The following is a 539-nucleotide window of genomic DNA, read 5'->3' as shown; positions in this document are numbered from 1 at the left end:
GCGTTACCTCATGCACTGCAAACCATTGATCGTTTATTTTAAAAAGAGGATTACAATATGTCGTCACGTGTGAATCATTTTAAAACCATTCCCGCACTGGCTAAAACACTAGCCGATGCCTCTATGGCATTAGGAAAAGTCTCGCTGGATAAAAAACTTAAGCACTTAGTGGATATCCGTGCCTCACAGATGAATCATTGTGCGTTTTGTCTGGATATGCACGTTAAAGAAGCAAAAATGCATGGGGAGCGTGAACTGCGTCTTTATCACGTTGCAATCTGGCGGGAATCGCCACTGTTCAGCGCCAAAGAGGAAGATGCTCTGGCACTGACTGAAGCGTTGACACGCATTGGTGATAATGGTGTAAGCGAAGCGCTTTACAGCGAATTGCGCGAACATTTCTCTGAAGTGGAAGTATCAGAGTTAACTTTCACCATTGCTGTAATCAACGCCTGGAATCGTCTCCAGATTTTATCACAGATGTCACCAGGATCGATGGATAGCGCTTACGGTCTGGATCGTGCTGAATTACATTAATA

General features: G+C 44.2%; 1 protein-coding gene. It reads left to right on the top strand.

Annotation, left to right across the window (positions count from 1 at the left end):
• The first annotated feature begins 57 nt into the window (after positions 1–57).
• The gene (locus K5E19_RS23790) at positions 58–537 is read left to right on the top strand and encodes a carboxymuconolactone decarboxylase family protein (protein ID WP_221553379.1); all 480 of its coding nucleotides are present in this window, start codon (positions 58–60) and stop codon (positions 535–537) included.
• Positions 538–539 lie beyond the last annotated feature (2 nt).

Source organism: Enterobacter sp. RIT637 (assembly GCF_019718755.1).
In the GTDB taxonomy this organism is placed as follows: domain Bacteria; phylum Pseudomonadota; class Gammaproteobacteria; order Enterobacterales; family Enterobacteriaceae; genus Enterobacter.
The sequence above is the reverse complement of the archived record's forward strand: the minus strand, read 5'-3'. Positions and strand labels throughout refer to the sequence as shown.